The organism is Azorhizobium oxalatiphilum, assembly GCF_014635325.1.
GTDB lineage: Bacteria > Pseudomonadota > Alphaproteobacteria > Rhizobiales > Xanthobacteraceae > Azorhizobium > Azorhizobium oxalatiphilum.
In genome coordinates, this window is record NZ_BMCT01000001.1 from 1,391,794 (window position 1) to 1,412,411 (window position 20,618).

Annotated in this window: 17 protein-coding genes; 3 read left to right on the forward strand and 14 right to left on the reverse strand. The window is 69.0% G+C overall.

The window, feature by feature from the left end; genetic code table 11:
• Positions 1 to 2: 2 nt before the first annotated feature.
• From IEW24_RS06195 to IEW24_RS06220, 6 genes are all read right to left on the reverse strand, one after another.
• Entirely contained in the window at positions 3 to 380 is a 378-nt protein-coding gene (locus tag IEW24_RS06195) for a HEPN domain-containing protein (protein ID WP_188576385.1), read from the reverse strand.
• A gap of 3 nt (positions 381 to 383) precedes the next feature.
• Positions 384 to 758, reverse strand: a complete 375-nt coding sequence (locus tag IEW24_RS06200) for a nucleotidyltransferase domain-containing protein (protein WP_188576388.1) — start codon at positions 756 to 758, stop codon at positions 384 to 386.
• Between the two features lie 96 nt (positions 759 to 854).
• Positions 855 to 1,613 (reverse strand): iron ABC transporter ATP-binding protein, encoded by a 759-nt coding sequence (locus tag IEW24_RS06205; protein WP_188576390.1) that lies wholly within the window; start codon positions 1,611 to 1,613, stop codon positions 855 to 857.
• The gene (locus IEW24_RS06210; protein ID WP_244644180.1) at positions 1,610 to 2,578 is read right to left on the reverse strand and encodes an iron chelate uptake ABC transporter family permease subunit; all 969 of its coding nucleotides are present in this window, start codon (positions 2,576 to 2,578) and stop codon (positions 1,610 to 1,612) included. Before IEW24_RS06210 ends, IEW24_RS06205 begins: the two co-directional genes overlap by 4 nt.
• The gene (locus IEW24_RS06215) at positions 2,568 to 3,533 is read right to left on the reverse strand and encodes an ABC transporter permease (protein ID WP_188576392.1); all 966 of its coding nucleotides are present in this window, start codon (positions 3,531 to 3,533) and stop codon (positions 2,568 to 2,570) included. The genes IEW24_RS06210 and IEW24_RS06215 overlap by 11 nt, the downstream gene beginning before the upstream one ends.
• Positions 3,534 to 3,585: 52 nt before the next feature.
• Positions 3,586 to 4,518, reverse strand: a complete 933-nt coding sequence (locus IEW24_RS06220) for a siderophore ABC transporter substrate-binding protein (RefSeq protein ID WP_188576394.1) — start codon at positions 4,516 to 4,518, stop codon at positions 3,586 to 3,588.
• 210 nt (positions 4,519 to 4,728) lie between these two features.
• Between IEW24_RS06220 and IEW24_RS06225 the strand changes: the two genes are divergently transcribed.
• Complete coding sequence (locus IEW24_RS06225; protein WP_188576396.1) at positions 4,729 to 6,324, forward strand: LysR family transcriptional regulator; 1,596 nt, start codon at positions 4,729 to 4,731, stop codon at positions 6,322 to 6,324.
• Between the two features lie 81 nt (positions 6,325 to 6,405).
• On the opposite strand, the gene IEW24_RS06230 is transcribed toward IEW24_RS06225, so the two are convergent.
• The 3 genes from IEW24_RS06230 to IEW24_RS06240 all read right to left on the reverse strand — a co-directional run bounded on the left by IEW24_RS06230 (position 6,406) and on the right by IEW24_RS06240 (position 10,213).
• Complete coding sequence (locus IEW24_RS06230; RefSeq protein ID WP_188576398.1) at positions 6,406 to 7,104, reverse strand: tetratricopeptide repeat protein; 699 nt, start codon at positions 7,102 to 7,104, stop codon at positions 6,406 to 6,408.
• The gene (locus IEW24_RS06235; protein WP_188576400.1) at positions 7,101 to 7,787 is read right to left on the reverse strand and encodes a Fe2+-dependent dioxygenase; all 687 of its coding nucleotides are present in this window, start codon (positions 7,785 to 7,787) and stop codon (positions 7,101 to 7,103) included. Before IEW24_RS06235 ends, IEW24_RS06230 begins: the two co-directional genes overlap by 4 nt.
• A gap of 143 nt (positions 7,788 to 7,930) precedes the next feature.
• A complete protein-coding gene (locus tag IEW24_RS06240; protein ID WP_210324132.1) occupies positions 7,931 to 10,213 on the reverse strand; it encodes a TonB-dependent receptor in 2,283 nt (760 codons plus the stop codon).
• A 412-nt stretch (positions 10,214 to 10,625) separates the two neighbouring features.
• Between IEW24_RS06240 and IEW24_RS06245 the strand changes: the two genes are divergently transcribed.
• Positions 10,626 to 11,888: an FAD-dependent oxidoreductase gene (locus IEW24_RS06245; RefSeq protein WP_188576402.1), complete on the forward strand. Its 1,263-nt coding sequence runs from the start codon at positions 10,626 to 10,628 to the stop codon at positions 11,886 to 11,888.
• 59 nt (positions 11,889 to 11,947) lie between these two features.
• On the opposite strand, the gene IEW24_RS06250 is transcribed toward IEW24_RS06245, so the two are convergent.
• A complete protein-coding gene (locus IEW24_RS06250; RefSeq protein WP_188576404.1) occupies positions 11,948 to 12,337 on the reverse strand; it encodes a (R)-mandelonitrile lyase in 390 nt (129 codons plus the stop codon).
• A gap of 153 nt (positions 12,338 to 12,490) precedes the next feature.
• Between IEW24_RS06250 and IEW24_RS06255 the strand changes: the two genes are divergently transcribed.
• Complete coding sequence (locus IEW24_RS06255; RefSeq protein WP_188576406.1) at positions 12,491 to 13,384, forward strand: LysR family transcriptional regulator; 894 nt, start codon at positions 12,491 to 12,493, stop codon at positions 13,382 to 13,384.
• A 6-nt stretch (positions 13,385 to 13,390) separates the two neighbouring features.
• Here IEW24_RS06255 and IEW24_RS06260 read toward each other — a convergent pair whose 3' ends face one another.
• The 4 genes from IEW24_RS06260 to IEW24_RS06275 all read right to left on the reverse strand — a co-directional run bounded on the left by IEW24_RS06260 (position 13,391) and on the right by IEW24_RS06275 (position 20,603).
• Positions 13,391 to 16,861 (reverse strand): YhaN family protein, encoded by a 3,471-nt coding sequence (locus tag IEW24_RS06260; RefSeq protein WP_188576408.1) that lies wholly within the window; start codon positions 16,859 to 16,861, stop codon positions 13,391 to 13,393.
• Positions 16,858 to 18,117 (reverse strand): metallophosphoesterase family protein, encoded by a 1,260-nt coding sequence (locus IEW24_RS06265; protein WP_188576409.1) that lies wholly within the window; start codon positions 18,115 to 18,117, stop codon positions 16,858 to 16,860. Before IEW24_RS06265 ends, IEW24_RS06260 begins: the two co-directional genes overlap by 4 nt.
• Before the next feature lie 213 nt (positions 18,118 to 18,330).
• Positions 18,331 to 19,467 carry a M24 family metallopeptidase gene (locus IEW24_RS06270; RefSeq protein WP_188576411.1) on the reverse strand — a complete coding sequence of 379 codons (1,137 nt, stop codon included), beginning with the start codon at positions 19,465 to 19,467 and terminating at the stop codon, positions 18,331 to 18,333.
• 29 nt (positions 19,468 to 19,496) lie between these two features.
• On the reverse strand, positions 19,497 to 20,603 hold the full coding sequence (locus IEW24_RS06275) for a M24 family metallopeptidase (RefSeq protein ID WP_210324133.1): 1,107 nt from the start codon (positions 20,601 to 20,603) through the stop codon (positions 19,497 to 19,499).
• Positions 20,604 to 20,618 lie beyond the last annotated feature (15 nt).

Sequence of the window (20,618 nt, forward strand, 5' to 3'; positions counted from 1 at the left end):
GGCTATGCCATGCGGCGCACCGCTTCCAGAAACAGCCGTGCATCCTCCACGGCTTTGCGCGCGTCTTCGGCATCAGCCATTTCGTCGGCATCATAATCGGCGATGAGCCGCATCTGCTGCGAGACGGAAAGCAATCTGCCGATCTCGGCCGGGACATGGCCGGCTTCTACCACATGGCGGGTGAAGGACAGGATGGTGCCGACGTGCGTCTTGGCGGCCACGGCGCGGGGCGGCGCGCCGACCCGCTCCAGCGCCACGCGGGCTGCGCAGAACATGGCATAATAGGCCCGATTGCAGGCGCTATCGTATTTCTCGCGCTCCAGCGCCAGAACGGCCACGTCCAGCGCTTCCAGTGCCTTGAGCCAGAGAACGCTGTCCAAAGGTCAGATCTCCAGCCCGTCCCGCCGGATGTTATCCAGGAGCGAGGGATTGGCATGGCGTTCGGGATGGGCCCATTGATCCCGCCAGACGGGCAAGGGGGAGAGCAAAATCCCGGTTTCGCGGAAGACGTCGTACGCGATGCCAGCCATGGCCCGCATGGTGGGATGGAGACGCCCTTGCGGGGCATCCAGCACCACGGCGAGATCGGCGTCGCTGTCTTGCCCATGATCGCCGCGCGCACGGCTACCGTAGAGGATGGCCTTGGCCACCGGAAAGTCCGCACCGATCCGCTCCAGAAAGCGCCGCACACTTTCGCGCGTGGCGGGATCAATCCCGGGCACGCGGTTGGATGCTCTGTTCTGAACGTGCACGACCATGGCAGATGACCGCTCCGATGCGCCTGTGGCACAGCGGTGAATGTAACATGAAACGTGTTATCGACACGATTCATGTTCTTTTGTCGCGCGCGCCTCTCACGAAAAATACGTGGCGATCCTCTTGCCGGCGATGGTGTGCACGTCGAAGCGGCAGCCGAAGACGTCGGAGAGATTGTCGGGGGTCATCACCTCATCCGGCGTGCCGGCCAGGACCACGCGGCCAGAGCGCATGGCGATGATCCGGTCGGAATAGGAGGAGGCGAAATTGACGTCGTGCAGCACCAGAACAACCGTCTTGCCCAGCTCCGTGGCGGCGCGGCGCAGGAGCTTCATCAGCTCCACGCCGTGGCGGATGTCGAGATTGTTCAGCGGCTCGTCCAGCAGCAGATAGTCCGTCTCCTGACAGAGCGTCATGGCGATGAAGGCGCGCTGGCGCTGGCCGCCGGAGAGTTCATCGAGGAAGCGGTCGGCGAGGCCGTCGAGGTCCATATAGGCGAGCGCGCGCTCCACATGCGTGCGATCCTCCGCCGTGGGGCGGCCCTTGCTGTGCGGATAGCGGCCGAAGGCCACGAGGTCGCGCACGTTGAGGCGGGCGGTCACGTGGTTGTCCTGCCGCAGGATGGCGAGGCGGCGGGCGAGCTGGTCGGAAGGGGTGCGGGCGACATCGAGGCCGTCCACGCTCACCGTGCCGGTGTCCGCCGGGATCAGGCGAGCGGCGATGGAGAGCAAAGTGGATTTGCCCGCGCCATTGGGGCCGACCAGAGAGGTGAGGCCGCCGCGCGCAATGGTCAGCGTCACGTCGTCCACCACGCGCACCTTGCCATAGGACTTGGCTACGTTCCGGATCTCGATCACCGCACGCGCCCTTTCAGAACGATGAGGATGAAGGCAAGGCCGCCGAGGAATTCGATGACGAGGGCCAGCGCCGTGTTGAAGGCGAACACCCGCTCCAGCACCGTCTGCCCGCCAACCAGGAACAGGATGGCGATGAGCACGGCGGCGGGCAAAGTGTGCCGGTGCTTGCCCGATGGCATCACCAGATAGGCAAGGTTCGCCACCAGAAGCCCGAAGAAGGTGATGGGGCCCACGAGCGCCGTGCAGGCCGCCACCAGCGCGACCACCAGCATCAGGATCAGCGTCACCGTGCGGTGGTGGTTCACGCCCAGCGAAATGGCGGGATCGCGCCCCAGTGCCAGCACGTCGAAGGTGGAGGAGAGGCGCCAGAGCCCGAGCGTCACCACCAGCACGAGGGCGGCGCAGGTGAGGGTGAGCTGGCCGTCGGCGCCGTTGAAATTGGCGAACATGCGGTCCTGCACCACCGCGAAGTCATTGGGATTGATGAGCCGCTGCAACAAAGTGGTGAGCGAGCGGAACAGCAGGCCGAGCACGATGCCGGCCAGCATCAGAAGGTGCAGGCTGTTGCCGGCGCGGGCGAAGAGCAGCCGGTAGAGCAGCAGCGAGAAGGCCACCATCACCCCCACGTTGAGGGCGAACAGCGCGCGCGGATCGAGCAGCGTCAGGCCACGCGCGCCCCACAGGAACACCAGCGCGGTCTGCAGCAGCATGTAGAGCTGGTCGAACCCCATCAGCGAGGGGGTGAGTACGCGATTTCCGGTGATGGTCTGGAACAGCACCGTGGAGACGGCGATGGCATAGGCCACCAGCACCAGCACCGCCAGCTTGGCGCCCCGGAAGGAGAGCACGAACGACCAGCTGCCCCGCGCCCCCAGCGTCATGAAGGCGAGGACGGCGATGGCTGCGGCCACCGCCAGCAGGGCGAGCACGAGGCGGGCGCGGCGGCGCTCAAAGTCAGGCGACACGGGCGCCCCGCCGCAGCACGAGGAACAGGAAGGCGATGGGGCCGATGACGCCCAGCACCGTGCCCACGGGGATCTCGTAGGGCGGGATGATGAGGCGGCCCACGAGATCGCAGGCCAGCAGCAGCGCCGCCCCGCCGACTGCTGTCCAGGGCAGGGTGCGGCGCAGATTGTCGCCGGCGATCAGGCTCACCAGATTGGGCACGATGAGGCCGAGGAAGAGAGCGACGCCCACCGTCACCACCACGCTCGCCGTCACCATGGCCACGAGGGTGAGGCCGAGGGCCATGGCCCGGCGGTAGTTGAGCCCCAGATTGGTGGCGAAGCTCTCGCCGAGGCCGGCCACCGTGAACTGATCGGCCGCCACATAGGCCGCGATGGTGAGCGCGAAGGCCACCCAGAGGATTTCGTAGCGCCCGCGCAGCACGGTGGAGAAATCGCCCATGGTCCAGGCCAGCACCGACTGGGTGAGGTCGTAGCGATAGGCGATGAAGAGCAGCGCCGCATTGATGACCGCGCCCAGCATGATGCCGATGAGCGGCACCAGCACCGGCGTGCGCAGCGGCACCTGTTTGAGGATGAGGAGCAGGATGAAGGTGCCGGCGAGCGCGAAGGCGGCGGCCACCAGCATCTTGGCCACGAGCGGCAGGCCGGGGGCGAAGATCAGCACCATGAGCATGCCGAAGCGCGCGGCTTCCACCGTGCCGGCCGTGGAGGGATCCACGAAACGGTTGCGCATGATCATCTGCATGAGGGTGCCGCACACCGCCATGCCGCTGCCGGCGAGGATGAGCGCCACCGTGCGCGGCACGCGGCTCGCCACCAGCACCAGCTGCGCCTGCGGGGAGGCGGTGCCGGCGAGGAGCGCCGACAGCGAGACGTCGCTCACGCCCACGAACAGGCTGACGGCGGCGAGCACCGCCGTCGCCAGAATGGCGAGCGCGAGCCAGAGTTTCACGGACGGGACCGTGTCGGAGTGTGGCTGTCCGTCCGGCGCATGCGCGCGGGCCTCACTTGGAGAACGCGCGGTCGAGCTGATCCACGGAATTCTGCAGCGAGGTCAGGCCGCCGCCCACCAGATACCAGGAGCCGGCATCCAGGTAGACAACCTGCTTCTTCTGCCAGGCGGTGGTGCGGCCGACGATCTCGTTGTCGAGCAGCTTCCTGGCGGCGCTGCCGTCCGCATCGCCCTCGCGGCCGATGGCCTGATCGCGGTCGATGACGAACAGCCAGTCGGGATTCTTCTGGAGGATATATTCGAACGAGGTGGGCTGGCCGTGCACGCCCACCTTGATGTCCTCATCCGCCTGCGCCACGCCGAAATCGGAGAAGGCGAGGCCGAAGCGCGAGCCGGCGCCATAGGTGCTCATCTTGCCGCCGGTGGTGAGGATGAGCAGGGCCTTGCCCTGCCTGGCCGCCTTGGCCTTCAGCGCAGCGATGGAGGTGTCGAGCTTCGCCAGCGCGGCGGTGGCCTCTTTCTCCTTGTCGAAGATGCGACCCAGCGTGCGCACATTGTCCTGCGCGCTCGCCAGATAGCGGGCGCCGTCCACCGTGAGGTCGATGGTGGGGGCGATCTTAGACAGAGCGGCATATTTGGGGGCCGAGCGGCCGGCGATGATGATCAGGTCCGGCTGAAGCGCGTTCACTGCCTCATAGTCCGGCTCGAACAGTGTGCCCACCTTCTCCGGGCCGGTCGCGGCCTTGGCGAGATAGGCCGGCAGCGGCACGCCACCGGGAATGCCCGCCGCCTTGACGCCAAGTAGGTCCAGCGTATCGAGCGCCGCGAGATCGAAGACGATCACGGTCTTGGGCTTCAGGGGCACACTGGTTGTGCCCTGCGCATGCTTCACGTCAATGTGTTGCGCATAAGCTGCGGGCGCAGCCATCATGCCTGCAAGCAGGCAGACGAGAGCGATGGCCTTCTGGAGCGTCACGGAATTCATGCCCGGTCCCTGAACAATTCGCATCTCCCCGCAATGCGTTGCCCGAGGAAACGCGCGGAGTGTCAGCTGAGGTATTCTGGCAGAGCTACTAAGGCCGCGATCATGACGTCAACATTTATTGTTTTTAATCGATCCAAAGTGCTCATACAGCAAGTGTTGACATCGCAGTCGCCGACTTCCATGCGTTGCCGGAACGGAAGAGTGTAAGCTATGAACCAAATGGACCCGGCGCTGGTGGGAGCGGGGTCGGCCGAGCGGTCCCGCCTGCTGCATCAGGTGAAGCTGCTGCTGGCGCTGGACGCGATGCTGCAGGAAGGCAGTGTCAGCGGAGCGGCCGCGAAGCTGGACATGCAGACCTCCGCCATGAGCCGCCTGCTGGCGGAACTGCGGGATTTCTACAACGACCGCATCTTCGTGCGCACCGGGCGCGGCATGGTGCCGACGCCGCTGGCCGAATCCCTGCGCCTGCGGGTGCGGGCGCTCGCCGGCGAGGCGCAGCAGCTGCTGGATCAGGCTACGCACAAGGCGGTGTCGCTGGACACCGCGCTGGCGCACGACTGGCTGAAAGCGAGCGCGCTGCCGCCGCCGGTGCTGGCGGTGCGGCCTGCGGACGCACTGGATGGCGCGCCGACCCCGGCCATAGCCTCCCGCCGGCTGGCGGCCATCGGCGACGATGCCCAGCCGCTGCGCCGCCTCGGCAAATATGTGGCCACCGTCGCGCCGGGGCCGGGCGGCAGACGCCCGCTCACGCTGGAGGAGGCGCGGGACGCGCTGGGCATCATCCTCGCCGGCGAGGCGGACCCGGTGCAGATCGGCGCGCTGCTGATGACCATCCAGTATCGGGGCGTCACCGCGCCGGAGCTGGCCGGCTTCGTGGAGGCGATCCGGGAGGCCATGCCGCCCCTTGGGGCGGCAAACGCAAAGGTTCCGCCCCTTGGGGCGGCGAATGCGAAGGTACAGCCCCCTGGGGCGGCGAATGCAAAGGTGCCGCGCATAGGCGCGGGAAGCGGGAAGTTGCCGGCCGTGGGCGCGGCTGACGCGGCCTGCGTGGATCTCGACTGGCCGGCCTATCTCTCTCCCAACTGGCGCCACACGCCCTGGTTCATGCATGCGGCGCGCCTCGTGGCGGCGGCGGGATACAGGGTGCTGCTGCACGGGCATTTCGGGCAGGGCAAGGAGAGCGGCAAGCTGGAGCTGGCGGCGAGCGATGCCGGCATTCCCGTCTGCCTGACCCTCGGCGAGGCGCAGGCGGCGCTCACCGGCGGCAAGCTCGCCTACATGCCCATGTCCGTCTTCGCGGCGCAGACGCAAGGGTTGCTCGGCCTCTACAATGTGCTGTCCACCCGCACGCCCATCAGTCAGGCTGTGCATCTGATCAATCCGCTGCGGGCGAAGGCAACCCTGCTGGGGGCGGCCAAGATCTCGCGGCGCGACTTTTATCGCGACGTGGCCCGGTTGCTGAAGATGGATAATCTGGCGGTGGTGGGCTCCACGCGGGACTTCGCCCAGCTCTCGCCCACGCGCGCGGCGCCGATCTATCGCATCGCCTCGGGCACCGACGTGGATTTCGTGGTGCCGGCCGTGCGCCACATCTCGGAAGGGCCGCGCGACCTCTTCACCCAGCGCGAATACTGGCACGCCTTGTGGGAAGGCCGGGTGCGGGATGCGCAGGTGGAGGCGACCATCATCCACACCGCCGCCGTGGCGCTGCTCTGCGTGCGCGGCGATCCCGAAGCGCGATTCGAGGATGCGCTGGCGCAAGCGGAAGGGCTGTGGAACGACCGCCTGGAGCAGGTTCGGCTTTGATTGCTCCGCAGTCCAAGCCGAAAAACATTCTCTATCAATAAGTTGGAGTGTTTCAGCGTTTCGCTGAAACACTGAAACACTCTAGGCCGTCGCTGACGCCGGCGCAGAAGCGGTTGTGCCGGCCAGCCGCGCGCGTGCCCCTTCGGCCAGCGCGCGGAGCGCCGGATCGGCAGCGCCGAGCAGGCTCTCCCACAGGCTCTGCCAATAGACCGGAAAGCCGTCCACGAGGCTGCGCTCCAGCCACGCCACGCCTTCCGTTTTATTCCCTTCGGCCATCAGGCTCCGGGCGAGATTGAACTGCGCCCACGGGTCGCCGCCTTCCGCACCGGCGCGGAAGAACTGGCGGGCGGTGGCGAGGTCCAGGGCCACGGCGCGGCCTTCCTCATGGAACAGGCCGAGCATGTTGAGCGCGCGCACCTGCCCCTTGCGCGCCGCCTGCACGTAGAGGTCATAGGCGGCGGCATCGTCCCGCGCGCAGCCGGCGCCACGGGCCAGAGCGTCCGCGAGGTTGAACAGGCCCCAGTCGTCTCCGAGGTCGGCGGCGTGGCGGAAATAGGCCACCGCCTTCACCGCATCCACCGGCACGCCCCAGCCGCGCTCGTGGCAGCGGCCGAGCATGTTGTAGCCGCGCGCATCGCCGTTGCGGGCAGCGATGCCGAACCAGTCCAGCGCCGCCGCATGGTCGCCGCGCTCCAGCGCCACCTGCCCGAGCGCCAACTGCGCCTCGCCGAGCGTGGCGCCCTGCGGTCCGGCGTCGGGGGTGGGCGTGTCCGGGCTCACAGCTCGGCCCAGCGCCGCATCAGGTTGTGATAGTGGTTGACGAGACTGAGCGAGGAGGGGTGTTCGTCGCCGAGCGCGGCGCGGGCATCGATGATCGCGCGATCAAGCTCATACATCATGGTGCGCAGGCCATCGTCCTTGATCATGGACTGGGCCCAGAAGAAGGAGCCCCAGCGGCTGCCGCGCGTGATCGGCACCACATGGTGCAGGCTGGAGGAGGGGTAGACCACCATGTGGCCGGCGGGCAGCTTCACCTTGTGGGCGCCGTAGGTGTCCTCCACCACCAGCTCGCCGCCGTCATATTCGTCCGGATCGCTGAGCGAGAGCGTGGTCGAGACGTCCGCGCGCATGCGCATGCCGCCGGAGCCGGGAATGTGGCGGATGGCGTTGTCCACGTGTGCGCCGAAGGTCATGCCCACGTCGTAGCGGTTGAACATGGGCGGCAGCACGCGCAGCGGCAAGGCGGCGGAATTGTAGGTGGGGTTGCGGCCGAGCGCGGCGAGGATGAGGCCGCCCAGCTCGCGGGCCTGCGGGCTGTCCACGGGGATCTGCAGGTTGTTCTTGATCTTCACCGCCTGATCGCCGGCGGTGACGCGGCCGTCCACCCAGGGCGAGCTTTCGAGGATCTGGCGGCAGTGCCTGATCTCGTCGGGGGTGAGGACGTCGGGAACAACGATGAGCATGGGATCAGGGTCTTTCAAACGGATGCGGCCGCGCAGGCGCGCGGCGGGAAGAGATGCGGGCCGCTAGAGAGCCACGGGGCAGTCCGTGACACCTCAGGCGCCCGCAGCCGCGCCGCCCCTTGCGAGGCGGCGCGGGCCGGCAATCAGAACGTGGTGCCGATGTTCAACATGAACGTGCGGCCGGAGGACGGGACCGCGCGCACCGCGTTGAAGCTGGAGGTGTAGTTCAGATTGTCGGTGAGGTTGTAGGCGTTCAGCGACATCCGGAAATGATCCTGCTGGTAGGCGATCAGCGCGTCCAGCGAGAACGTCTCCGGGATGCGGGCCGTATTGCCGCTGTCCGCCCAGTAGGCCGAGGCATACTGGATGCCGCCGCCCACCTGGAAGCGGCCGGGCAGGAAGGAGAACTGGCCCGGCAGGTCATAGGTGGTCCAGAGCGAGACGTTGTTGTTCGACACGCCCGGCGCCTGATTGCCCTCGTTGGCGGCGGAGGCGGTGACGATGCCGTCGAGATAGGCGTAGGCGAGGGTCACGCTCCAGGCGTCCGTCACCTTGCCGGTGATGCCGGTCTCGATGCCGCGGATGCGGCGGCCTTCGCCGGCTTCCGAGAAGCCCACCACGATGTCGCCGGTGGTGGGGTCGGTGGTGAAGGAATTGGCCTTGTCGATCTGGAAGATCGCGCCGGTCACGCCGAGGCGGCCGTTGAGCAGGTCGATCTTGGTGCCCAGCTCATAGCTGTCGGAGCGCTCCGGCGCATAGGGATTACCCTCCTGCGGGATTTCCGAGGCCACGCCACCCACCGCCATGGCGATGTCGGTGCCGATGGGGCGATAGGCGCGCGCATAGGACAGGTAGACCATGGTCTGCTTGTTCGGCTCCCAGATCAGGCTGGCCGAGGGGCTCCATTCGCGCGAGGTCTGGGTGCCGCCGTCGATGGTGGCCGCCGTGGTGTCGAAGGTGCTGGAGAAATAGTCCCAGCGCAGGCCGCCCTGCACCGACCACTGGTCGTTGAACCACACCCGGTCGCTGGCGAAGATGCCGATGTCGGTGGCGTGGGCGTCTCGCACGGTCGCGCCATAGGCCACCGTCGCCGTGGGATAGAAGAAGTTCGGGTTGAGCACCGTCTGGTTGGACGTGCGGCCGGTCCAGGTGCCGAGCGTGCGGGTGTCTTCCTGATAGATGGTGTCGAGGCCCACCAGCAGCTTGTGGCGCAGGAAGCCGGTGTTGAACTCGTAGCGCGCCGCCAGCACGTTCTGGAAGCCCCAGCCTTCCTGGTCGTAGGTCATGCCGCCGCCGGCGCCATAGGCCAGCGCCACGTTGCGGCCGGCCATCAGGTTGCGCAGGTTGGCCGTGGTCACGGCCGCCGGATTGGTGGCGGAGAAGTCGCGGTCATAGATGGACAGGCGGGTGTCGTTGGTCACGACCAGCCCGCTGTCGAACTCCTTGCGGAACAGCGACGTGAACACGTTGGTGTTGCTGATGTCCTTGTCCGTGCTGCGGATATAGGAGGTGGAGCGGGCATAGCCGGGCACATTGTACTCGGTGAGCGGGCGATAGACGCCGTCGCCGCCCTGCGCCATGGGCACGCCATAGTCCGGCGTGCCGTCATTGTGCTGCAGGAAATAGCTCAGGTGCCAGGTGGTGTCGGTGTTGAGACCGAAGCCGAGATCGATGGCGAGGCCCGAGCGGCCGTTCTCCGTATGGTCGCGATCCGCCGTGTAGCCGTTCTGGTACAGGCCGTTGATGCGCACCGCCGTGGTGTCGTTGATCTGGTAGTTGGTGTCGATGGTGGTGCGGGTGGTGCCGCCCGAGGCGAAGCCCTGGTCGATGCTGGTGGAATTGCCCAGATGGGCCTTCTTCATGGTCTGGTTGATGATGCCGCCCAGATTGCCCACGCCGAAGGTCTCGCCGCTCGGGCCCTTGATCACCTCGACGCTCTCGGTGTCGAACGTATCGCGATTGTAGACGCCGAAGTCGCGCAGGCCGTCGGAATAGATGTCGCCGCGCGAGGAGATGCCACGGATGCGGAACTGGCTGCCGCTCTGGCCGCCGTTGCCCTCGCCGGTGGAGAGCGTGATGCCGGGCACGTTCCTGAGCGCCTGATCAAGCGTGGTCGCCTGCTGCTCCCGGATGATCTGCTGGGGCACCACGGTCACGATCTGCGGCATCTCGCGCACGGTGGCCGGCAGGCGGGAGATGGAAAGCGGCGCGTCATTGGTGTTCCCGGCCTGCTCGTTCACGGTCACGGTCGGCAGCACGAGGGCATCGGGGGTGGCCGCGGTGGTGCCGGCGTTCGCGGACGACGTGGACACGGACTGTGCTTCGGAGGCGCCGGGCAGCAGGGAGAAGGCCATGGCAAGGCTGGCGGTGGCGGCACCCGCTGGTGTCACGTTGCGCATGCGGGGGGCGGGCTCGCTGGCGGCCATGTCTGTCTCCTGAGGATCGGTGTTCGACCGAGCGCGAAGCGTGGGTCTGAAAGGGATTGCCGATCCATAGGGAAGGCGATTGTGACAGGACAATCGCTTTGTTTTTTAGCGATTCCAACGAGCGCGGAGCGCATTTTGGATGCCTTCCAAGGAAGGTGCCCTTGCACCGTTTTACAAGGGTATGCGCCTCATCGGGGTCGGTGTTGCCGAAGGGTCACAGATGTTGCCTGTGCGGAAATGAGCGCAGGAGAGGGCCGACGCGCGGGTGGCCGGGCGGCGGTGAGTCTCCGGCCGTGCAGCTCTGTGCTGCGGTGTCGCGGAGCCTTGCAAACGCACGGATGCGGCTGCCGCGATTGCCGCCGGCCCAATGAGGCCATAGCGTGCGCTCAGGAGCAACTGCACCTGGACTTCGATGCACGGCAAGGACATTGCGATCGCCGGATGCGGGCCGGCCGGACTGACAGCGGCCCTGCTGCTCCGGCGCGACGGCCATCGCGTCACGCTGTTCGAGCGGTTCGAGACCGCCCGTCCCGTGGGCTCCGGCCTGATGATCCAGCCCACCGGCCTCGCCGTGCTGGCGCATCTGGGGCTCGATGCCGAGATCGCCGCGTCGGGCGCGCGGGTGGACCGCCTGTTCGGGGTGAGCGTGCCCTCCGGTCGCCCGGTGCTCGATGTGCGCTATGCGGCGCTGGGGCCGGATGCGGGCCACGGCATCGGCATCCACCGCGCGGCGCTGTTCAACACGCTGCATGGCGCCGCCCTTGCCGAAGGCATTCCCATGCGCACCGGCCGGGCCATCACCGCCAGCGCGCTGGAGGCCGATGGCCGCCGCAAGCTGGTGTTTGCCGATGGCGGGCAGTCGGAGGCGTTCGATCTCATCGTCGATGCGCTGGGCACGATGACGCCGCTGGCGCCGCCCACGGGCCGTCCGCTGCCCTATGGCGCCTTCTGGGCGACGCTGGACTGGGTGGATGGCGCGGGCTTCGATATCACGGCGCTGGAGCAGCGCTATTTCCGCTCCAGCCGCATGGTGGGCGTGCTGCCCATCGGCCGCCCCGCACCTGGCGACAGGCCGAAGCTGGCCTTCTTCTGGTCCCTGCGGCGGGACCGGCGCGAGGCCTGGGAAGCGGCGGGCCTCGACAGCTGGAAAGCGGAAGTGGAAGCGCTCTGGCCGCAGACCGCGCCGTTGCTGGAGCAGATCACGGCGCCCGAGCAACTGACCTTCGCCCGCTATGCCCACCGCACCCTGCGACGGCCCGCCGAGCCGGGCCTCATCCATCTGGGCGATGCGTGGCACTCCACCAGTCCGCAGCTGGGGCAGGGGGCCAACATGGCGATGCTGGATGCCTATGCGCTGGCGGCGGCGCTGCGGCGAACCGACGATATCCGCGAGGCGGGCGCCCGCGCCGTGGCGCTGCGGCGCACCCATGTGCGGCTCTATCAGACCATGAGCACGCTGTTCACGCCGGTCTATCAGTCGGATGGGCGGCTGCTGCCGCTGGCGCGCGATCGCCTCGCCGGCCCGCTGTCCAATGTCTGGCCGTTTCCGGCCGTGCTTGCGGGCATGGTGAGCGGACTGACCGGCCGCCCGCTGCGCGGCCTCGGCCTGTCGGTGCGGCCACCGGCGCCGGCGGCTGCCCCCGCCCATCAGCGCACGGCCGATCCGGTGCAGTGAGATCACCGGTGATCGGGTGATCACCGGTGATCGGGTGATCACCGGTGATGAGGGGGATGTCAGGCGCCGTATTCGGTGTCCGTCACCTTTTCCAGCCAGTCCACCACCTTGCCGTCCTTCATCTCGGCGATGGCCACATGGCTCATGGCGCAGTCCGGGGCGGCGCCGTGCCAGTGCTTCTCGCCGGGCGGAAACCACACGATGTCGCCGGGGCGGATCTCCTCCACCGGCCCGCCCTCGCGCTGCACCCGGCCGAAGCCGGACACCACCAGCAGCGTCTGGCCGAGCGGATGGGTGTGCCACGCGGTGCGCGCGCCTGGCTCGAAGGTGACGGTTGCGCCCGACAGGCCGCCGCTGCCGCTGAACGGCGCATCGAGCCGGACGGTGCCGGTGAAATAGTCCTCGGGCCCCTTCTTCGAAGGCTGTGAGCCGCTGTGCTTGATGTCCATGGGCCTGATCTCCGTTTCCCCGGCCGGGCGCGCTGATGCCCGACGCGGACGCGCATTCGTAAGGCGCACGCACCACTTAAACGTGATCCGGCGTGCCTATGCCAATGTTTAGAGGCGTAATAGATGACATGGGCTTATGCCCGGAGTTCATGAATGCAGCGCGAAGAGCTGGCCGACCTCAACGCCTTCCTGGCGGTGGCCGAGGAACAGAGTTTTACGCGCGCAGCGGCCCGGCTGGGGACGTCGCAGTCTGCTCTGAGCCACACCATCCGCCGGCTGGAGGCGCGGCTCGGCGTACGCCTGCTCACGCGCACCACCCGCAGCGTGGCGCCGACGCAGGCCGGCGAGCGGCTGCTGGGAACGCTGGGGCCGGCGCTGGAAACCATCAGCGCCGAGCTGTCCAGCCTGCGCGACCTGCGCGACAAGCCCGCCGGCACCATCCGCATCAACACCGGCGATCATGCGGCCAACACCATCCTCTGGCCGGCTCTGCGCAAGCTGCTGCCGGCCTATCCGGACATCCAGGTGGAGCTGTGCATCGACGGCGGCTTCGCGGATATCGTGGCGGAGCGTTTCGATGCCGGCGTCCGGCTGGGCGAGGCGCTGGCCAAGGACATGATCGCCGTGCCCATCGGCCCCGATCTGCGCATGGCCATCGTGGGGTCGCCGGCCTATTTCGCCAGCCGTCCCGCGCCGGTGACGCCGCAGGATCTGGCCGGGCACCAGTGCATCAACCTGCGCATGCGCTCCTCCGGCGGCCTCTATGCGTGGGAGCTGGAGAAGGACGGACGCGAGCTGAAGGTGCGCGTGGAGGGCCAGCTCGCCTTCAACAGCGTGCCCCTGATCCTGCAGGCGGCGCTGGATGGCTTCGGCCTCGGCTTCGTCATGGAGGATCATGCGGCGGCCGATATCGAGGCCGGCCGCCTCGTGCGGGTGCTGGAGGACTGGTGCCCGGCCTTTCCCGGCTATCACCTCTATTATCCCAGCCGCCGCCAGCCCTCGGCCGCCTTCGTGACGCTGGTGGACGCGCTGCGCTACCGGCGGTGACACCGCCTACAGCCGCAGCACCTGCGCCGCCGGGCCCAGCGTGGTCTGGGCGAGGCTGGCCACATGGTCGTGGTGGGTCAGCACGATCACCTGCGTAAAGGCAGAGAGTTCCGCCAGCAGGGTCAGGCCGGCGGCGGTGCGCGCTTCGTCGAAGGTGACGAACAGGTCGTCGGCGATGAAGGGCAGCGGGCTCGCCCGCCCGGCATGATCCTCGATGGCTGCCACCCGCAGCGCCAGAAACAGCTGGTCCGCCGTGCCCTCGGACAGGGTATCGATGCCAAAGGTCCGTCCCTCGCGCAAGGCGGCGAGGCGGGGCGGCTCGTTGTCATAATCGACGCCGATGCCGCTCCATGCGCCCCCCGTCAGGGTGGCGAAGGCGGTGGCGGCACGGGTGACGATGGGATTGTGGTGGCGCTCGCGATAGCGCTCGATGGCGACGGAGAGCAGGCGGGCGGCGGCATGGTCGCGGGCGAAGCGCTCCATACTGCCTGCCACCTCCAGCAGGGCATCCTGCGCCGCCTGCGCGGCGCCGGCCGCGCCGGTGCGCTGGTCCAGCGCGAGGAGGGCAGCCTTTGCCTGCGTGTCCTGCTCGATGGCGGTGTGGAGCGCTGCCTCGGCACTCGTCTTCGCATCCTGCGCCTGAGCCGCCTGCACCACCAGCGTCTCCTCGTCCGCCCCGGCGATGGCGGCGCGCACCGCCTCTTCCCCGGAGAAGCCGGGCAGGTCCGCCAGTTGCGCGCGCGCCTGCGCCATGCGGTCGGCACAGGCGTGTGCCTCGGCGAGACGCCCCAGCAGGGGCGGCAGGGCTTCGGCATCCGCGAGGCCGGCGGTGTGCAGGACGGCGCCGAGCGTCTCCCCGGCCTGCGTCAGATCCTGACGGGCACGGGCCAGCGTGGCGCGGCGGGTATCGAGGCCGGTCTGCGCCAGATCGGCCTTGGAGCGCATCTGCAAGGCGGCATCGAGCCGCCGGCGCAGTTCGGCCGCGACGGTGAAGGGATTTTCCCCACCCGCAGGCAGGCCGGCCCGCTGCTTCAGCGCGGCGATGGTCTCCGTGAAGCCGGCCTCGTCGCGGGTGATGCCGGCGACGCGATCCTCCGCCGTTTTCAGCGTGCCGATGAGCGTGTCCGCCTGCCGCCAGAGGTCGAGCGCCATGCGGCCCTCTTCCACCGAGGCACCAACGCGCAAGGCGAGAGCGGGGAAGATCTCCTGCGCTTCCGCGGCGAGGCCCGCCTGCGCCTGCGCCAGCCCGGCGAGGGCCGCCTCCAGGTCCCGCGCCTGACCGTCGGCCGCCTCAAGATCGCGGGCGCGATCGCGTGCGGCACGGAAACGCGCGTCCAGTCCGGTGATGGCGTGGCGGGCATCGGCCATGTGGATCGGCCCGTCCGCCAGCGGCGGCAAGGCGAGATCGGCACGCAGCCGCTCCACCTGCTGGCGGTCCGCGAGAATGACGGCGCGCTGGGCTTCCATGTCGGCCTGCGCCTTCAGGAGGGCATCGCGTGCCTGCCGGATGGCGTCCGCCTCGCGCAGGGCGGCGAGCATGGCGTCGGTGGCGGGGGCGGCAAGGCCGCTCGCCTGCCACAGGCTGGCCCAGTCCTGCGTGGCCGCTTCGCATTGCGCGGCCTGTCGCGCGATCTCGGCATCCAGAGATTGCGCGCGGGCCGAAAGCTCAGCGATCTCCCGCTCCGTGCGGGCGAGATCGGCGAGGCGCGTGGCCTCGATCTGGCGCTCGTCGGCGAGATGATCGGCAGCCACCAGAGCCTGATCCAGCTGGTCCGCGCGCTGCGTGTCGTCGGGGGCTGCGGCGCGGGCACCGGTCGCGAGGGGGCGCAGGTCCGCCCACAGCGTGTCGCGGACGTGGCGGGCGGCATCGATGGCTTGCGCCGTGGGCGCGGGGCGGCCGGCGGTGAGGCTGGCGAGGCGGGCTTGGGCCTGCGCCAGCTCGGTGCCGCGCTCGGCCCGGTTCGTCTCCAGGCGGCGCAGGGCTTCCGCCTCGTCGCGGATGCGCCGCAGGGCCGGTTCGGCGGCGGCGAGGAAGGGCAGGGGGCGGCAGGCGAGATCGTCCGCATCGGCAAAGCCGAGGGCAAGGCGCCGGGTGCGCTCGTTGAGCGTCTGCTGATCCTGCGCCAGCCGGGTGCCCTGCGTACGGAGATGGCGCTCGCGCTCTTCGGCGCCGTCGAGGGCATCCAGCCGCTGCTTCAGCGGGGCGGGATCGGGGGCATGGCCACCGGCGCCGGCGTCCGCCGTAATCTTGCGGCGATGGGCGGCCAGCTTGTCCTGCGTGCCGCGCAGGGTCTCGGCGCGGGCATAAGCGGCCTGAAGGTTGCCCAGCAGCGTGTCCGCGCGTGTCCGCAGCAGGCTGCCCGGCAGGCCGGCGATCACCGCATCCGCGCCGTCAAGGCCGAGCGCATTGGCGATACGGTCGAGCCCGCCACGGGCGGCGGCAACCTCGCCCCGGCGCTTGGGCAGGCTCTCCAGTTCCTTGGCCACCGCCGCGCGCTTCTCGTCTCCGTCGCGGATGTCCACCTCAAGGGCGAGCAGGGGCGCGTCCAGCGGCAGGGCGGCAAGCGCCTGCGCGGCGTCCGCCTCTTCCTGCGTGGCGCGGGCGAGGGCCTCCCGCGCGGCGGCCGCGCGCGAGAGGGCGGCGCGGGCCGCATCGAGGAAGCCGGTGGGCACGTCGGGCAAGGGCCCGAGCGCGGCATGGGCCTCGCGCTGGGCATCGATCTGGCGGATGTGTTTCAGCGCGTGCCCCCGCATCTGCGCCTGCGCCGAGGCATGCTCGCGGGCGCTGGCCTCGGCCACGGCTGCGGCGCGCGCTGCGGCGGCCTTCTCGGCCAGTTCCTTCAGGCGGTTGACCTCGTCCACCCGCAATTCCTGCGCGCGGATGGCTTCGCGGGCCTGCCGCCATTGATCGTCGGCCACATAGAAGGCGTTGCCGGAATTGCGCCGGGCGGGATTGAAGATCTCGCCCGCGCTTTTGGCCAGCGCATCCCGCAGGCTGGCCACGCGGCCAAGGCCGGGGGCCGCCGCCAGCAGCGCCTCGCCCAGATCCCCGCCGCCGGTCAGAAGGGCATGGCCACCCTGCCGGAGGCGGATCTGGTCGAGGCCGAAAATCTCCTGAAAGGTGCGCCGGTCATGCCCGCCGAGGAAGGGGGCGAGACTGTCGTCGGCCAGCTCTATCTTGATGTCTTCCGGGGACACCAGCGGGGCCTTGTTGCGCTTGAGGCGGGCGAAGGACAGCTCCGTCCCGTCTGCCCGGACGATCCGGGCAGAGAGGCGCATGGTCTTGTAGTCGTGGATGAAATTGAAGCGCGAGCGGACCTCGAAGCCGAACAGCGCATCGGCGAAGGCGGACAGCGTGGTGGTCTTGCCGGCCTCGTTGGCGCCATGGATGACGATGAGGCGCGCCTGCGGATCGAAGGTCAGCGTGCGGTCGGTGAAGCGGCCGTATTTCTCAAGGCCCAGCGAGAGGAACTTCATGCCGCATCCTCCGCATTCGCTTCGCCCAGCGTGGCGGCGACCCGTGCGCGGGCTTCGGTGAGCACGTCATCCGCCATGACCTCCGGGCTGGCGGCATCCATCTCCATGAGGCCGAGGGCCTCCACCGGCGCCTTGCCGCGCAGGATGGCGAGGGTGGCGGCGAGATCGGCGCGGAAGGCCGGATCGGCGGCCACCTCGTCGAGAATGGCCTCGAAGCCGGCCAGCTCCAGCGCCTGCACCGCCTGTTGCCGCGCGCTGGTGGCAAGGCGCACCTTCTCGATCAGCACGTCCGCCCCCGCATGGAAGGCGAGCGCCTGCATGTCCTCATGCACCTGCTCCGCATGAGCGGTGAGATGGGCATGCAGATCGGTGCGGCCGGTGAGGGTGAGACGCAGGGCGAGCGGGCGGCCCTCGGCCTCCGCGCGGGCCTCGGCGAGGACGCGGCCGGCGGCGGCGTGGAAGGCGGGAATGTCGGCGAGACCCGAGAGGTCCAGTTCCACATGGGCGAAGCGCGCCACATCCAGCGCCAGCGCCTCCATCTGCATGATGCGCCCATTCTCCACGCTGACGAGGGTGGCCCCCTTGGGGCCGGTCTCGCGGGCATGGCGGCCCTGCAGATTGCCGGGGAACACCACGGCCGGGCTCTCGCTCACCACCTCGCGCTGGTGAATATGGCCGAGCGCCCAATAGTCGTAGCCGAGGCGGGTGAGATCCTCGACCGTGCAGGGGGCATAGACATCGTGCCCCTCGCGCCCCGTGAGCGAGGTGTGGAGCAGGCCGATGTTGAACTGCCCGCTCGCCGCAGGCGGATAGGACAGCACCACGTTCTCCGGCACGTGCCGGGTGCCGAAGCCGCGTCCGTGCAGGGTCACGCCCAGCGCCGGCAGGCCAATGCTCTCCGCCGCGCCCACGGGGAAGCTGTGGACATTGTCCGGCAAGGGCAGGTTGCGGGTGATGACGGATTCCGCATCGTGATTGCCGCGGATCAGGAAGACCTTGATGTTCGCGCGGGCGAGCCGGCCCATCTGTCGCACGAAGAACTGGCCGGTGGCATAGTCCTTCCAGTCGCCGTCATAGACATCGCCGGCGATGATCAGGAAGGCAACTTCAAGCTCGATGGCCTTGGCAACGAGGTTCTCCAGCGCACGCCGGGTTGCCTCCACGAAGGCGCCGGCCGCCTCGCCCCGCCGCGCGAGGCCGCGCAGGGGACTGTCCAGATGCAGGTCGGCCGCGTGCAGGAAGCGGAAGGAGGACATGCCGGGAGACCGAAAGGCTGAAGGAAGCGCAGGGGCTGTCCTTATGCCATGCCGGGGCCGCCCGGTGCCAGCCGCAGGCCGCAACGCCCCGCGCCGCAAGGCCGGGCGGGGGGCGATCTCCGGCGGCAGCGTGACGCCGCGCGGAGCATTGCAGGCCGTTGATTCGGGGGGGCGGCTGGGCGGCCGGGGTTATCGGCCGCTCAACACGTGGGCTCAGGCCACGAAGATGCGACGGTCGAGCCTGGTCAGACGCTCGCCGCCGGCGGGGGTGACGACCACGGTTTCGCTGAAGGCCATGCCCTCCGCCCAGCCATACATGTGGAAAACCATGTTCTCTTCCAGCACCCAGTCGGAATTGGGCAGGAAGACGCGGGTGAAATCCGAGGTGCGCGGAATGGTGACGAGGCCCAGCGTGTAGCCGGTGATGTTGGTGTAGCTCTCGCGCAGGCCGGCCTTGAGCACCTGATCGCGCAGGATGCGGTCCACCTCGGCGGCATGGGCGCCGGGGATCATGGCGGCGAACTGCTCATCCTGGAAGGCCACCAACTGGCGGGCCACATCCAGCTGGCGTGCGGACGGCGCGCCCACGGAGACGGGGCGCATGGAGCGGGCGGTGTAGCCGCGATAATGCGGCACCATCTCGATATGCACGATGTCGCCGATGGCGAGGCTGCGCCCGGTCAGGCCGCCATGCAGGGTGCTGGAGCGCGGGCCGGACTGCATGAGTACGAGGCGGGTGTTGTCCGCCCCCGCCCGCAGCGCCGCGCCGGTGATGGCGGCGGCCACTTCGCGCTCGGGCACGCCAACGCGAGACGCTTCAGCGCCCGCCAGCGTGGCGAGATCGCAGATTTCCGAGCATTTGCGCAGATAGTCCAGCTCGCGCGGCGACTTGCGCAGGCGCAGCTCCCACATGTGCCCGCCGAAATCCACCAGCTCCCTGCGGCCCAGCAGCCGCTTCAGCTGCGCGAGGCGGGAGGGGAGCATGATGTGGGAATCGGTCTCCACCGCGATCCGCAGGTCCGCCCAGCCGCGCGCCCTGATCTGCGCGGCGACGACCGCGATGGGATCCTCGCTGTCGTCGAACAGCACGTGCTCGGTGGTCCAGCTCATCTCTTCCAGCATCGGGCCGTCGAGTGAGCGCACGATCATCACCGGCTCGCCGTCCGCCGGCATCAGGCAGCACTGGTACATGGCGGCGGTGGGGATGTGGCCGGTGTAATAGGCGAGGTGTTCGAACTCGTCGATGACCAGCAGGTCGGCCCCGGCCTCCGCCATGCGGTGGCGCAGCGTCGCCACGCGCTGCTGATACTCTTCCAGCGGGAAGGCGAAAGCCTTGGGTGCATCGGACATGGGTGTGCCTCGGGCAGGGACGGGGAGGATCAGGACAGGCGCACGAGATCGCGCGGGGACTGCGTGAGGCGGCGGGCGCCGTCCTGCGTCACCACGATGATGTCCTCGATGCGCACGCCGAAGCGGCCGGGAATGTAGATGCCCGGCTCATCGGAGAAGGTCATGCCGGGCTCCAGCGCCTGCGTGTTGCCCGCCACCAGATAAGGCCCCTCATGAGCGGCAAGGCCGATGCCGTGGCCGAGGCGGTGCGTGAAGCGCTCGCCATAGCCGGCATCCGCGATGATGCGGCGGCCGACGGCATCGATCTCCTGCGCCGGCACGCCGGGGCGCACCGCCCGGAAGGCCGCTTCTTGCGCCTGCCGCACGATGTCATAGACGGCTACGTACTCAGGGTCCGGCGCGCCGGAGACGGCGACACGGCAGATGTCGCCATAATAGCCCTCGAAGCAGCCGGCATAGTCGAACACCACCGGCTCGCCGGGCTGGATCACATGATCGCTGCCGTGATGGAGCGAGGAAGCGCCGTTCGCGCCTGCGCCCACATCCACCCAGCTCACCTCGCTGAAGCCCTCCTCGCGCATCAGGCCGTCGATGACGGCGCGCAGCTCCAGCTCGGTGCGGCCCACCATGGTGGGCGTCATGGCGCAGAAGCGGGACCACACCGCATCGATGCGATCGGCGGCGGCCTGCAGGGCGGCGATCTCTTCTTCGCTCTTGATGAGACGGGGCGTCTCCACCAGCGCGGCGCCGGGCACCACGGAGACGCCGGGCAGGAGGGCGGTGAGCTGGAGCAGGAAGCCGCTCCAGAATTCCGTATTGACCGCGATGGTCTTCACCCCCGCCGCCTGCGCGACGGCGGCAACGCCGCTGAGCATCGGCTCGGCTTCGTCCCAGATGCACACTGCAAGTCCGGGCAGACCCTCGTAGAGCGGCGCCTGCAGGCGCGGGGAGAAGACGATCTCCTGCCCATCCGCGAACAGGCCGAGGGCGACGAAGCGCTCGGTGAGGATGGCATCGCGGCCGGCGAAATAGCGGAAGCCGGCGCTGGGGCCGATCAGCAGCAGATCAATGCCGGCGGCCTGCATGGCGTGGCGCACGGCGGTGCGGCGGGAGGCGAGGGGGGAGGGGGAAATCACGCGGCGTCTCCGGCT

Excerpts from the sequence above, each read along its gene's own strand:
- IEW24_RS06200 (WP_188576388.1), bottom strand. The coding sequence starts at position 758 with ATGGTCGTGCACGTTCAGAACAGAGCATCCAACCGCGTGCCCGGGATT.
- IEW24_RS06220 (WP_188576394.1), bottom strand. The coding sequence starts at position 4,518 with ATGAATTCCGTGACGCTCCAGAAGGCCATCGCTCTCGTCTGCCTGCTT.
- IEW24_RS06225 (WP_188576396.1), top strand. The coding sequence starts at position 4,729 with ATGAACCAAATGGACCCGGCGCTGGTGGGAGCGGGGTCGGCCGAGCGG.
- IEW24_RS06235 (WP_188576400.1), bottom strand. The coding sequence starts at position 7,787 with ATGCTCATCGTTGTTCCCGACGTCCTCACCCCCGACGAGATCAGGCAC.
- IEW24_RS06240 (WP_210324132.1), bottom strand. The coding sequence starts at position 10,213 with ATGGCCGCCAGCGAGCCCGCCCCCCGCATGCGCAACGTGACACCAGCG.
- IEW24_RS06245 (WP_188576402.1), top strand. The coding sequence starts at position 10,626 with ATGCACGGCAAGGACATTGCGATCGCCGGATGCGGGCCGGCCGGACTG.
- IEW24_RS06250 (WP_188576404.1), bottom strand. The coding sequence starts at position 12,337 with ATGGACATCAAGCACAGCGGCTCACAGCCTTCGAAGAAGGGGCCCGAG.
- IEW24_RS06255 (WP_188576406.1), top strand. The coding sequence starts at position 12,491 with ATGCAGCGCGAAGAGCTGGCCGACCTCAACGCCTTCCTGGCGGTGGCC.
- IEW24_RS06260 (WP_188576408.1), bottom strand. The coding sequence starts at position 16,861 with ATGAAGTTCCTCTCGCTGGGCCTTGAGAAATACGGCCGCTTCACCGAC.
- IEW24_RS06265 (WP_188576409.1), bottom strand. The coding sequence starts at position 18,117 with ATGTCCTCCTTCCGCTTCCTGCACGCGGCCGACCTGCATCTGGACAGT.
- IEW24_RS06270 (WP_188576411.1), bottom strand. The coding sequence starts at position 19,467 with ATGTCCGATGCACCCAAGGCTTTCGCCTTCCCGCTGGAAGAGTATCAG.